At 56.5% G+C, this 12948-nt stretch carries 9 protein-coding genes; 5 read left to right on the top strand and 4 right to left on the bottom strand.

Going from position 1 to position 12948, the window contains the following annotated elements; translation table 11 throughout:
* Positions 1-3: 3 nt before the first annotated feature.
* The 3 genes from ACFO5Q_RS00625 to mobA all read right to left on the bottom strand — a co-directional run bounded on the left by ACFO5Q_RS00625 (position 4) and on the right by mobA (position 4413).
* Positions 4-3249 carry a S41 family peptidase gene (locus ACFO5Q_RS00625; protein WP_068150691.1) on the bottom strand — a complete coding sequence of 1082 codons (3246 nt, stop codon included), beginning with the start codon at positions 3247-3249 and terminating at the stop codon, positions 4-6.
* Between the two features lie 206 nt (positions 3250-3455).
* Positions 3456-3662: a cold-shock protein gene (locus tag ACFO5Q_RS00620; RefSeq protein ID WP_068150689.1), complete on the bottom strand. Its 207-nt coding sequence runs from the start codon at positions 3660-3662 to the stop codon at positions 3456-3458.
* Positions 3663-3894: 232 nt separating this feature from the next.
* Positions 3895-4413 carry a molybdenum cofactor guanylyltransferase gene (gene mobA / locus ACFO5Q_RS00615; protein ID WP_197421223.1) on the bottom strand — a complete coding sequence of 173 codons (519 nt, stop codon included), beginning with the start codon at positions 4411-4413 and terminating at the stop codon, positions 3895-3897.
* A gap of 556 nt (positions 4414-4969) precedes the next feature.
* On the opposite strand from mobA, the gene ACFO5Q_RS00610 reads away from it, so the two are divergent.
* Genes ACFO5Q_RS00610 through ACFO5Q_RS00600 form a run of 3 tightly spaced genes read left to right on the top strand, consistent with a single transcriptional unit; the run spans position 4970 to position 9930 of the window.
* Entirely contained in the window at positions 4970-5653 is a 684-nt protein-coding gene (locus tag ACFO5Q_RS00610; protein ID WP_068150685.1) for an RNA polymerase sigma factor, read from the top strand.
* Positions 5654-5693: 40 nt separating this feature from the next.
* Positions 5694-6683, top strand: coding sequence for a FecR family protein (locus ACFO5Q_RS00605; protein WP_197421221.1), 990 nt, complete (start codon positions 5694-5696; stop codon positions 6681-6683).
* Positions 6684-6735: 52 nt separating this feature from the next.
* Positions 6736-9930, top strand: a complete 3195-nt coding sequence (locus ACFO5Q_RS00600; RefSeq protein WP_068150677.1) for a TonB-dependent receptor domain-containing protein — start codon at positions 6736-6738, stop codon at positions 9928-9930.
* A 43-nt stretch (positions 9931-9973) separates the two neighbouring features.
* Here ACFO5Q_RS00600 and ACFO5Q_RS00595 read toward each other — a convergent pair whose 3' ends face one another.
* On the bottom strand, positions 9974-10330 hold the full coding sequence (locus tag ACFO5Q_RS00595; RefSeq protein ID WP_068150674.1) for an energy transducer TonB: 357 nt from the start codon (positions 10328-10330) through the stop codon (positions 9974-9976).
* Positions 10331-10549: 219 nt separating this feature from the next.
* On the opposite strand from ACFO5Q_RS00595, the gene kefF reads away from it, so the two are divergent.
* Positions 10550-11092: a glutathione-regulated potassium-efflux system oxidoreductase KefF gene (kefF, locus tag ACFO5Q_RS00590; RefSeq protein ID WP_068150670.1), complete on the top strand. Its 543-nt coding sequence runs from the start codon at positions 10550-10552 to the stop codon at positions 11090-11092.
* On the top strand, positions 11089-12885 hold the full coding sequence (gene kefC / locus ACFO5Q_RS00585) for a glutathione-regulated potassium-efflux system protein KefC (RefSeq protein ID WP_068150667.1): 1797 nt from the start codon (positions 11089-11091) through the stop codon (positions 12883-12885). Before kefF ends, kefC begins: the two co-directional genes overlap by 4 nt.
* Positions 12886-12948 lie beyond the last annotated feature (63 nt).

Genomic DNA, 12948 nt, shown 5'->3' with positions numbered 1-12948 from the left:
GTCTTATTCAGATTTCAGGGCGGCATCGAGATCCTGCAGCATCACGCGCACGGCTTCTTCAAGCTGCGCGTCTTTGCCTGCGGCCACGTCGCCTGGCAGGTTTTTCACTTTCACATCGGGCTCAAGCTGTTTGTTTTCCATCCAGTCGCCTTCCATATCCAGGATGCCCATTTGCGGGATGCCGAACACAAGGTCACCGGTCATCAGGCGTTCCCACCAAACGTAAGAGCATGTGCCGGGTACGGGCATGCCGACTGTCTTGCCCATTTCAAGTGCGCTATAGCCCGCCGGGAAACAATGGCCGTCGGAATAGTTGCCCTCGTTCATCAGAACGATGGACGGTTTGGTCCACTGCGTCAGTGGCTCGCCCTGGGCTTCGCGCCCGCGCGGCATGTTGGTCATATATTGTTTGCCGCTCAGAAGCTTGATCAGGTCGTTCGTCAGGTCACCGCCCCGGTTGTTGCGGGTGTCCACAATCAGTGCTTCGGCATTCATAAAGCGGCCGAACATATCGCGGTAGACGCTGCGGTACACATGGTCCGCCATCATTGGCACATGCACATACCCAAGGCGCCCGCCCGAGAGTTCCTCCACCAGCTTGCGGCGGCCCTCCACCCAGCGGTCATACATCATGCCGCCCTCGGCGCGCAGGCTCGTGGGCTTCGCGACGATATCGAAGGCGTCCCCTTCAGCTGGCTGGAACGTCAGGCGTGTGCGCTCACCTGCTTTGCCGGCGAGAAGCGCGTACATGTTGGTGTCCGCATCCAGGGCTTGGCCGTCAATGGCCGCGAGCGTCATACCGGCCGTGACCGCAGTGTCGGCCTCAAGAACGGGGCTGTCTTCCAGCACTTCAGCCACGCGGAAGCTGCCTGCTTCGAACAAGAGTCCAAGTGCCGCCGTGCTGTCGCCGCCATTGCCGCCCCGATAATACGCGCCAGTGTGCGAGCCGTTGAGTTCACCCAGCATTTCTTCCATCAGGCGCGCGAAGTCGCGGTTATTGCTGATGCTGTCCACTTTCTTGGCATAGTCGCGGCGCATGGCGTTCCAGTCCTGACCGTGGAAGCCGGGCCGGTAGAATTTATCATTCACCTGACGCCAGATGTGCTCAAAGAGATACCGGCGCTCAGCCGATGCGCTGATGGTCTGGTCGGCCGACACTTTGATGCCTTCGGGCTTGCCGCTTTTGGCGTCAACTTTCTTCAGCGCGCCGTCTGCCAGCAGGAACAGGGTCTTGCCGTCCTTGGAGAGGGTCATCGATGCGCGGTCTGCCCCCAGCGGAAGGAGCTTCTTGGTTTCATCCTCAAGGAAGTCATGTACCCAGAGGTCATAGCCGCCCTCGAACGACGACAGGTAAAAGAGCTTGTCTGCTTCTTTCGACAGTACGGCCCCGCCAAGGTTGGACGAATGGATGGTCAGACGCGCCTGGCGGTCCTCGATTTTGTCCCATTCGATGGTGATCGGCTCTACCGTATCAGCATCTTTCTTGTCGCCGTCTTTGCTGTCGCCTTCATTCTTGGCTGCTTCCTCGGCCTTTTTAGCTTCGGCCTCGGCTTCCTTTTTCAGCTCAAGCTCTTCCTTGTTTGCCTTGAACTTGTCCCACGCATCCTTGTTGAGGAAGCTTGCGTACATGTCGAACTGGGTGCCGTGGCTGCCGTGGTCGCGTTGGCCAAAGCGGGCGCTGGCCCAGTAAACAATTCCGCCGCTTTCATGCCATGTGGGCGAAATATCTGTGTAGCCCGACAGGCTGATGTCATGTGGGCCTTCGCTGCCGTCTGCGGGCACGATGGCGACATTGGTGAAAAATAGGCGCCCGTTTGAGGCAAAGTCCGCCGTGATCCATTTGCTGTCGGGTGACCAGTCAAAGGTGATGTCGCCGTCCACATATGAATAGTTGTGCGTGGCGTCCAACACCGTGGTGATCTCTTTGCTGTCGCGGTCATAAACGCGAATGTTGTCGCGTGTGCCGATGAAAGCGATTTTCTTGCCATCAGGGGAGGCCAACGGCTGGAAGGCGTCTTCGTCTGTTGCGAATGCCTCTGTTTCTTCAAAGCCTGTGGCTGCAAAGAAATATTTTTCGCCGTCATACTTGCGTGCAGCTTCCATCACGCGCCACTTGCCTTCGCGTTCAGCGGCATACAGAAGCCTGTCACCATCCTTGGTGAAGCTGACGCTGCGTTCCATGCCCGGTGTATCGGTGATGCGGGTGGTGGTGGCGAAGTCTGTGGACGTGACAAAAACATCCCCGCGCGAGACGAAGGCGATTTCCTTGCCGTTTGGTGATACAGCAAATTCACCGATGCGGCCCGCGACCGACAGGCGTTCCTCATCCGTGCCGTGACCGTCGTTTGCGAATGTCACCTTCACTGCCTTAGGTTTTTTCCCGGGCTTGACGGTATAAAGGTCACCAAAAAACAGGTAGGCGAGCGTGTCGTCTTTGGCGGCGGAAAGCGAGCGCACAGCGTGAAGGTCATGCTTTGTCAGCTGCCTGGCGTCACCCCCAACCTTGGCGGACCACACGTTGAATGTGCCGCTGCGGTCGCTGAGGAAATAGAAGGTGTCGTCTTTCTTCCCCCATACGGGTTCCTGGTCGCCAGCTGGGTCAGTTGTCAGCTGCGTGTGAGCACCTGTGCTGGCATCATACATCCATACGTCGCGTGCGAAGGCTGAGCGGTCGTGTTTCCTGAGGTCACTTTCCCGGCCCTTTTCTTCCTGATAGATCAGCTTGTCGCCACGTGTGTTCCAGCGGGCGTTCACGCCGGGCGTGGTCATGAGCTGCGCCGGGGTGCCACCCGTCAAGTTGACCTGATAGAGTTCGGGATAGGCCGCCGCAGGGAACTGGCTGCTGGCGGCGGCGTCAAGGCGCGCGGATTGGAACAGCACGCTTGTGCCGTCTTTGGAGAAGTCGCTGGGGATATCGTCAGCGGAATGGAAGGTCAGCCGCGTGGCGTCCCCACCCTTTGCGGGCATAACATAGACATCCATATTGCCATTCCGCGTGGAGGCGAAGGCAAGCCGCTTGCCGTCCTTCGACCAGACGGGGTGGCCTTCCCAGGCGGCATTGACAGTCAGCGGTATTGCCGTACCGCCCTTGGCGGGCACTTTGTAGATATCGCCCTTGTAGCTGAAGGCGATATCTTTGCCGTTTGGCGAGATGGCAGCGTGCTGCAGCCAATTCGGGCTTATGTCTGCGGCCAGCGCCGTGCCGGACAGAAGTGTGGCGAGCGTGAGAGTGATGGATGTCTTTTTCATTGTGATCCCCGATATCCGTGTGACGGACTGCTTCCCCCGAAGCAGTTATTTTTATAGGCAATCTTCCTGCCACGCCTGAAGGCGGATTGCAACTGGTCGCATAGTGGGACCAATCGCCGCGCCCGGTTGCCCTGAGACTTGTCGTGGGAGCATAAAAAAAGGGACGGAAAAATCCGTCCCTTTCCTACCTTGCGGTATGAATTCTGTTAGCGAAGCTTCAGCTCACCAGCAGACATACGACCGCGGCGGTCTTCAACCAGCTCGTAAGAAACAGGTTGGTTGTCTTCCAGGCCGGAAAGACCCGCGCGCTCAAGAGCGGAAATGTGTACGAATACATCGTTGCCGCCATCTTCAGGCTTAATGAAGCCGAAGCCTTTAGTGGTATTAAACCATTTTACAGTACCGTTAGCCATCTTAGTGGTCTCCAAATAGTAGCGAAGTCAGTCGTGGCAACGGCGTTTTTGGAAACAGTTCGGTACCAAGCAGATCAGTCGCAGTCCGCATTCAGACTTGGGTCAAGTGATTCCAAATCCATGCAAAACGCACCTTATACTAACGCGGGCGGCTGTCCAGCAGATTCAAGCGGTAACGGAATGAAATTTATATGACATTTTCGAGCCCCTGTGCCCGAAAAGACGCAGCATTCTATTGCCCGTCCAGCCCGCCCAGAGCGTCAGGAGTGTTGATGTTTTGGAGCGCCGAACCCCAGCCCGGATCGCCCTGAATGCTGGTGACGCCAAGGGCGGCCAGAAGGTCACGGACACGGTCGCCATCAAAGGCGATGCTTTCTTTTACCCGGGCAGCAAAAGGCAGATACTGCCTTTCAAAATGGCAACCATGCTTTTGGGTAAGTAACACGTTGATATGTAAGGGTTTCAGAAAGGGCATGTCCACCGGCAAGACAAGGATTCGCGCTGGGATGGAGAGGTGTGCCAGTTGGGTCGCAAGCGCCTTGGCGGGTCCCTCATAGGGTCGGTCGTCTGCCACGCCCAGTGCATGATCCGGGCGGCCCAAAACCAGAATGCGGTCGCTCCCCACATCGGCGGCAAGGCTGCAGGCATGCTCAAGCATGGTTCGCGCCCCGACCTTGATGGTTGCCTTGTCCCGGCCCATCCGGCTTGAGCGGCCACCGGCAAGAATGAATGTGGTCAGCGGTTCGGTCATAACCGGGATCATAATGTGGTTCAGGGCCTTTTGGAACGGCGAATCACTTGCAGAAAACGGGGAACCACACTTGCAATCTATATCAAAGGTTTAGAAAAATGGTCATTTGGCCCCGCATGGGGCTGGCTTTGTGGATAAATCCGGTCTTTATCCGTGATGTGTGGTCTTTATGTAACGGTAGGTGCGCGCCGAGGATTTTTGAAATAAAATTTCAAATAATCTAAAGTAAATATAAATATTTATGGCAGTATTTACTTATTTTAATCAAGAGAAATAGCGGAGTGGGAAAGTATCCCGCTCCGCTTGGAAAGTTTAAACATGAGAGGAAACACCATCTGTGTTTCGTACTCTAAGACAGCCCGTTTGGCGGCATCCCTCCAACTTTTTTTGTTGCTGGCCTAGTACGTTCGATCTATGACCAAGGAACTGGGTCCGGTTTTCCGTTTGTAAGCCGCAGAGAGCTTGAGGTTTTTCGGATCAGTCGGCGGAGGCGAGAGGCAGCGTTTTTCTGGTGGAGGGCCAGCGAAGGCTGCGTCAGGCAAGCAAGGGATTATTTGTGCTGCGAAAAGCGCCACATATCAAATTGGTCAAAGACACGGATGCGCCGGTCGAGGCGCAGGAGAGTGGCGACAAGCCGCTTCTGGAGGAGGCTGCCCGCCGCAAGAATATCCGCGCACTCGAAGCCTGCATAAAGGCCAATCATGGTCTTTTAGTGGGCTGGATTACTAAAAAGCTGGGCAATACGGACGACGCATCTGATGTCGCGCAGGATGTTTATATGAGGGTCTACCGCTTCGCGAGTGTCGAAGTAATTGAGAACCCCCAGGCTCTCCTGTTCAAGACGGCGGCAAACCTGGCCATTAATGAGCTGAAACGCCGTGGTCGCGTGCTCAGGCGCCAGGTGCAGGTGGATGATGACAGTGTTTCAAAAACTGTCGCCGACCTGCCGACCGACGATCCGACACCCGAAGAGGCTCTTGGGCACAGACAGGAAGTGGGAGAGATGATGGATGCGATCCGTGCGCTGCCTGACAAGGCGCGGACTGCGTTCGTCAAAAACCGGTTTGAAGACAAGACCTATGCCGCGATTGCGGGCGAGATGGGCGTGTCTGAGAGCACGGTTGAAAAATATATGATGGACGCCCTCAAGCGCCTTCGAACCCGGCTTCTACGGAAACCGGGCGCAGCCATTCTTCCCATGCCCCGCAAGACGCGGCGGGGCCGGGGTGGCAAGGCGTGATGAGGGATGACTATAGGCGAAAGGCCTTGAAGTGATGACGATGACCAAGAAGCAGGACATAGAAGAGCAGGCGGCCCGCTGGGCTGTGGGGCTGATGTCTGGCGACAACCGTACGCATGCGGATGTAGATTTGGCTGCGTGGCGGGACGAAGACCCGCGCCATGCACGGGCCTATGAGGACCTGCAAGCTATGGCCGATGACCTTGACGCGGTTGGCGAAGAGGCGCTTCAGGAAGAATTTGAACGCGAGCTTCATGAAGCCGCGGCAGAGCGCAAGCGTCAGCGCTGGGTGGCCGGGATTTCCTCACTGGCGGCGGGATTTGTCGTGGCGGCAGTGATGACCGTCAGCATGTGGGTGTCGGCGCCCGAACCTGTGACTTACCAGACTGCAAAGGGCCAGCGTTCCACTATCGCGCTTGCTGATGGCAGCGTGCTTCAGCTTAATACCGATACGCGGGTGACAGCCCTCCTGGAAGACGATGAAAGGCATGTGTCGATCGAAAAAGGAGAAGCCTTTTTCAGCGTAAAACGCGATGAGAGCCGACCGTTTATCGTTAACGCGGGCGAGACCCAGGTACGAGTGCTTGGTACCAAGTTTAATGTGCGTTTAGGGGCGTCGTCGAATGTCGTGTCGGTGCTCTCTGGCCTTGTGTCCGTGGCACAGCGTTCCGATGATGAAGATGATGTTCGTGAGATTGCGCGCCTTCATGCTGGCGAGCAGGCAGAGCATCACACGTCCAGTCAGGAAGCTGTCGTGGAGGGCTTCGACCAGGGTTCTGTCATGGCGTGGCGGAACGGCAAAGCCCTGTACCATGAGACGCCGCTCAGGGACGTGGTCAAAGATCTGAACCGTTATTTCGACGCGCCGCTAGAAATCGCAGACGCGCATCTTGCGAACTTGCCTGTATCCGGTACCTTTAACCTGACTGATCAGGATGTGGTAGTGGATGCCCTTGAATCGGCCTTCTCCATCGTGGCAGTCAAGCGATTGGATGGTGTAATTCTTCTTTATGCGAGACAAGAGAATTAGATCGTCCTAGAAGCGATACTCGTGCCAGCGGGGAGGCATTAAAGGGCTCGGGATGAAGTGCAGTGTATTGACATCGGTATCTTATTTGGCGGTGGTTCTCGCATGCGGGGGCAGCGCTGCTGCATCTGAAATTGCCGCCACGAGCGATGTTGCCAGTGTTCACACCACGGTTGAATTCAACCAGACTGGCAAGCCGCTATCGGATGCCCTTCTTGAATTCACGGACCGGACCGGACTGGGCCTGGTATTCGATAGCCGCCTTGTCGCCAACAAGGATGCCCCGGCCATCACCGGTCAGTATTCGGCCAAAGTGGCTTTGGACCTTCTGCTGGCAAACAGTGGTCTTCAGGTGGTTGACGTGGGTGGCAACACGCTTGCGATTGTGCCAGTTAGGCTGGCAATCAGCCGACCGGTGGGCAGCAGCGGCGGCCTTTCGCCCGGTGGTGAAGCGACCAACCTGTCCCTAAGTGCTACCGCAGTCGTTGATGAACTGCTGATTGTGGGCACCCGTACCAGTAACCCGCCATACTATAAATTCAAGCCAACCCAGGCGATGGGCGGCGAGGAGATGCAATTCGGCGGCAAGGTGAATGTGTCGGATTTCCTGTTTGAGCTTCCCAGCATGCTGTCGGATATCACGTCAGCCAATACCACAATTTTCGGCACCCCGGCCGGGCTCAACCTTGCTGATCTGAGGGGGATCGGGCCGGAGCGGACCCTGGTTCTGGTAAACGGCCGCCGGTTTGTACCCACTTTTGGGGGGTCTTTGACACTGTATGGCGTTGACCTTAACAGCATCCCGGCCTCGCTTGTTGAGCGGATCGAAATCATCAATGGGGGTGCTGCAACCTCTTATGGTGGCGAAGCTGTCTCTGGCGTAGTGAATTTCACACTGCAGGATCATCTTGACGGCTGGAGCGGAGCGGTTCAGGGCGGCATCACCGAGCGCGGCGACCGCGAGGAAATCCTGGCAACCCTGACATTCGGTAACGAGTTTTCCGAAGGCCGCGGCAGCGTCATTGCAAGTCTGACCATTGATGATCAGTCCGGTCTTTTCATGACTGATCGTGACGTGACATCCAATCCAAGTGGCTTCGCCCTGAATGGACGACGGTCCGGTGCGGAAGGGGCTGTGTTCACCCGAGGTTTTGGTGGCAGCAGCACCACGCCCGCTGGGCTGATTCAAGGAGTGAGCCTGCAAAACGGCGGTATCGAGTCGCTGGACGCGGTCTATTATTTGAATGAGGCAGGGACGGCCATCGAAGAGGCCGATGGCAGCCAGCATCAGATATATAACTTCGCCGAAGACCATACGCTGATCACGCCGATTGACCGTGTATTCGCTACATTGAACCTGAATTATGACATCGCGCCAGGGCATAAGCTGGTGTTTGAAAACAGCCTGGCGGACACGAATGTGGTCTCGCAATTGGCGCCCATACCGTTGCAGGTCGGCGCTGGCCTGAATGGCGATGACGGCACGCCGATTGCCGTCCCGCTAGATAACCCATATATACCGGACCCCGTGCGGGCACTGCTGGCGGCACAGGGCCTGTCGGATGCAGCAGGCCTGATCCTGTCGCGGCGGATTGTCGAGCTTGGGCCCCGCCGGACCCATATTTCGCGCCGGACGCTCAGGTCGCTTATCGGCTTCCAGGGCATGATGGCGCCGGGCTGGTCCTATGATGTCTATTATCAGTTCGGCCGAAACGAAGTGGATGAGGAGCGCGATGGGCTTCTTGATATCCGTAATTATGAGGCTGCGCTCAATACTGACCTATGTAGCCGGACAGTTGGCTGCAGCCTGATCAACCCATTCGGGGTTGGGCACTGGAACGACGCACAGATTGATTTCCTTAAGGCGCCGAATGCCCACCGGAAAATCAGCACTCGCCAGAATGTTTTCAGTTTTGCGATTTCAGGTCCGCTCGATGGTTTCACGGATGAAGACACAAAGCTGACCGTGGGCCTCGAGTATCGCCACGAAGCGCTAGATGATGAACCCGACCCCGCGCTAGAGGCCCGCCCTGTAAGCGGCTCGCTGGCGTTTCCGGGCTCGAGCGGTAGCTTTGATGCCATTGAAGGATTTTTCGACGTTACGGCTCCGCTCTTGAAGGACAAAAGATTTGCTGAAGAGCTGACGGCGACATTCGGGATGCGTCTTTCAGACTTCTCCACCACCAGCGGGATCATCAACTGGCATGCAGGCGGTTATTGGGCGACCGGTGGTGGTGTGTCTGTCAGATTGTCATACCAGAGCGGTCGGCGGGCACCGAACATCGCCGAACTGTTTGCGGGTGGCCCCAGTGGCTTCGATTCCTTTCAGGATCCATGCGGCTTAATTGAAGAATTTGAAGCCACTACTTTGGCCAAAAATTGTCGAAGCAAAGGTTTACTTGGTGTTCCTGACGGCTACACGCAAGTTCAGTCTTTCGTTGATATCCAGAGCTTTGGTAATCCTAACCTGACCGAGGAACGATCCACCAACCTGACTTGGGGCATTGCGATCGATAGTGACGGGGTTTTTGATAGTTTCCTTGGTCGTTTCAGACTTTCGGTAGACACTTACCGCATCAAGGTTTCGGACTATATTGTCAACCTTGACGCCGACCAGCTTCTGGATGTGTGCTACCAGAGCGAGGGGCTTACCCACCTGTTTTGCGGCGATAATCCGGTTACCGGAAGTCCTTATATCCAGCGCGATCAGTCAACGGGGAGCCTGCTGGCGGTTACGGGAACCATCTTCAATGCAGGCCGGTTCTGGCTGAAAGGCTATGATGTCGAATTCCAGTATATGCTGGACCTGAGCGATAGCGCAGGCTTTCTTGACGGCGTGTCGATCACTGGTCTCTATTCTCGAAACCTGGACGCCAAGCAGCAGAATTCCATAGACGGCCCCATAGAAGATTTACGCAGCTTGCCGAAATATCCAAAACACCGTCTTCAGGCTGGTGTCAGCTTCGATATGGGCAAAGTAACTGTGGACTGGGATGTGCGTTTTCGGGGGCGAGCCATTACCAATAAGGCGCTTGGGGATTTGCCTGAAGCAAGGATCCCGGCGGCTCTCTATAATGATGTGGCGGCACGTGTAAGGGTGAACAAGAATATCACTTTCTATGGCGGCATTCGTAACCTGTTCGACGAGGATGCCCCCCGTATCGTCGGTGGGTCGGTTCAGGACACATTCCCCGAATTTTACGATACGGTAGGTCGGCGCTTCTATCTTGGGGCTGTATTTGATTTCTAGGCGCGACGCTATGGGGGTCGCGCCTCATGCCTTCAGGCAGGACTTAGTCGAGCGACCAGTTCAGCGGCAGCACGAAAGTCATCTCTGACTGGCCACCAGGCAGCGGAGGCAGAGGACTCAGCTTGCCAATAAGGGGTGGGATAGCCCGGTCCAGCACGTCTTCGCCGGTGGCTTCGAGGATCTCATAATTGCTGATAGTGCCGTCTGCAGCCACAGTCAGGCGCACCTTGGCACGGCCTTCAATCTGCCTTGCCACGGCCAGCCGGGGATACCCCTGCTTGGCACGCACTTTTTCCACCACGGCCCGTTGCCAGTCGGTCATGGCGTCGGCCAGAATTGCTGGAGACGAAAAACCAAGGAAAGAGGCTACAAGAATTATGCTGGTAAGTCGGATCGTCATGGCCAGTTACCTTCACGATGATACGCCGGTATCTCCGGCGAAAACAGGAACCATAATGGCACCCCAATAAAGCGTTTTCACTATGCACAGCACCGGTTAATAATCATTAAACCATAGGGTGCGTTTTAGCCGAAAGGAATTCTGCACAGAATAGGTGGTGAAAATCCTTTGCTTTGCCTATGCTGAACGAATGGCCCTACTGACGAAACGGGGAAGTTTATGAGCGGCGCACTGGTGCTTTTTGCGCATCCCAACACCCAGCGTTCACGCTTGAACAGGCAACTGATTCTGGCGGCACAGAGGCTTCAGGGCATAGAGGTTCATGACCTGTATGAAATGTATCCTGACCATTATATCGATGTGGCGCACGAGCAGGCGGCGTTGGCGCAGGCTGACGCGGTGGTGTTTCAGTTCCCCATCTACTGGTTCAGTGCTCCGGCCATCCTGAAGGAATGGCAGGACAGCGTGCTGACCAAAGGCTTTGCCTTTGGCGCTGATGGGACGGCCCTCAAGGACAAGCGTTTTATGCTGACGGTTACAACTGGCGGTGACGCGGCCTCTTACGCCGAAGCCCGGCCACACGGGGCACCATTGTCAGTCTATCTGAAGCCATTTGAACAGACTGCGCGTTTTTGTGGCATGCGGCTTGTGGAACCTCACGTCTGCCACGGTGTTGGTACCATGTCTGAGGCGGATGTCAGCGCGGAAGCGGAGCGTTATGCTGCGCGGCTCCAGGAGCTTGTGACGGAGAATGCTGCATGATGGGTGAAGGATTTCTCGAAAGCGCGATGATCTACCTGGCAGCCGCAGTGATTGCGGTGCCCATTTTCAAGCGACTAGGGCTTGGCGCAGTGCTTGGCTATCTGGTGGCCGGTATGGTGATCGGCCCTTGGGGGCTGAAACTGATTTCCGATGTGGGAACTATTTTCAAATTCTCAGAGTTCGGTGTGGTGCTCCTGATGTTTCTGATCGGGCTTGAGCTCAAGCCGGCGACGCTCTGGCAACTCAGGAAACCGGTGTTTGGAATGGGGGGCGCCCAGGTTTTCCTGAGCACGCTCATGCTGGGACTTTGTGCAAGTCTTCTGGGGCTTGAACCCGGGGTGGCGCTTGTGGCTGCGCTCGCGCTTGCCATGTCGTCCACGCCCATGGCGTTGCAGTCTCTTGAAGAAAGGGGGCTGGCGAAAAACCCGGTCGGTCGCCTGACATTTTCGGTCCTCCTGTTCCAGGACTTGGCGGTGATCCCTGTGCTTGCGGTTGTGCCCTTGTTCGCGACCCATGCCTTGACCCAGGAAGCGAACCTTATGGCAGTGCTGAAGCCATTTGCCGTTTTTCTGCTGATTATCGTGGGTGGGCGGTATCTCCTTAGGCCCGTCTTTCGGTACATTGCAGAAACCCGTCTCAGGGAGGTTTTCACAGCCTTTTCGTTGTTCCTGGTGATTGGCACCGGGCTTCTGATGCAGGCAGTGGGCATCTCCATGGCGCTTGGCACTTTCCTCGCGGGGGTGCTTCTGGCGGAATCCGAGTATCGCCACGAACTTGAGCTTAACCTTGAACCTTTCAAGGGCTTGCTGTTGGGGCTGTTCTTCATCGCTGTTGGGATGACGGTGGATTTTTCCCTCCTGATTGCGGAACCGCTTCGTGTGCTGATGATTTTGGGCGGCTTTCTGGCGGTGAAGACACTGGTTCTTCTGGCGCTCGCACGCCCAGCTAAACTGACGCTCGCGGACGGTTGGCTGTTTGCCTTTGTGCTGTCGCAAGGCGGCGAGTTTGCCTTTGTCCTGATTTCACTGACCGCGCAGGCTGGGCTGATGGATACTGAACTTGCCGCACTTCTTGTGCTTGTCGCCACCTTCTCCATGCTCACCACGCCTGTCCTGTTGTTGATATACGACCGCTTCATCTGCCCGCATGTGTGCCGGGAGCAGGAACTGGAAAGCGATGTGCGCGATGAAGGCAACCCGGTGATTATCGCCGGATATGGCCGGTTCGGGCAGATCGTAGGGCGGCTTCTGATGTCGCTTGGTATTCCCATCACGGTTCTGGATCACAACCCCAATCATATCGAGATGCTGAGGAAATTCGGCTTCAAGGTTTTTTATGGCGACGCGGGGCGGCTTGACCTTCTGGAGGCGGCGGGCATCGCGAAGGCGCGGATTTTGGTCCTTGCAATCGATGACCAGGAAGTACTGCTGGAGACCGCAAAACGGGTGCGGCGCCACTATCCTGACCTGACCATTCTGGCGCGGGCGCAAGGGCGGGGCGATGTGGCTGACTTGGTGGAAATCGGGGTCACGCTGGCCCGGCGCGAAACATTCGGCTCCGCGCTTGAAATAGGCGAGTTGGCGCTCAAGGAGCTGGGGTTCGGTGCCCATCAGGCGCACCGGGTGGCGCGGAAGTTCCGCCGGTATGACGAGAAGATGCTGAAGGATGCGATGCAGTTCCGGGGCGACCAGAAAAAAGCTATCGACTATGCCATCAAGGCCCGGCAGGAGCTTGAGCGCCTGATGCAGGCGGACGAACAGGAAATCCGCGGGCGTGACAAAGATTGGCAGTAAGCCTTGACCAGGGAGCTCCAGCCGCGTTAAAGCCGCGTCAGTAACGCCAACCCGATACGCCCA

Origin of the sequence: Kordiimonas lipolytica, assembly GCF_042651265.1 — a bacterium.
Classification (GTDB): Bacteria; Pseudomonadota; Alphaproteobacteria; order Sphingomonadales; family Kordiimonadaceae; genus Kordiimonas; species Kordiimonas lipolytica.
This window is presented reverse-complemented; position numbering and strand designations above follow the sequence as displayed.